Genomic DNA, 423 nt, shown 5'->3' with positions numbered 1-423 from the left:
TTGAACGTGGCGCAGACGGCCGGCGGCCAGTTCGGCGCGGGCCTGTACCGGCTCATCAACTACACCGGCACGCTGACCGACAACGGCCTGGACATCGGCACGGCGCCCACCGACGCGAGCAACCTGCAGGTGCAGACCTCGGTTGCGCAGCAGGTCAACCTGGTGAACTCCGAAGGCGTGGCGCTCAACCTCTGGGACGGCAACGACAGCGCCAACTTCAACGACGGCAAGATCGCTGGCGGCTCGGGCACCTGGCGCGCAGGCAGCCCCGGCGACACCTGGACCGACGTGGCGGGCGTCGCCAACGGCACCTGGAAGCAGGACGGGTTCGCGATCTTCAGCGGCGCGGCCGGCACCGTCACGGTCGACAACAAGGGTGCGGGCGGCGCGGTGCGCATCGGCGGCGCGCAGTTCGCGGTCGAC

General features: G+C 70.4%; 1 pseudogene. It reads left to right on the top strand.

The window, feature by feature from the left end:
* Positions 1-423: pseudogene (locus AC3A6J_RS28045) on the top strand (autotransporter family protein); the annotation flags it as partial.

This window comes from Variovorax sp. Soil_C_39, from assembly GCF_057656815.1.
This window is presented reverse-complemented; position numbering and strand designations above follow the sequence as displayed.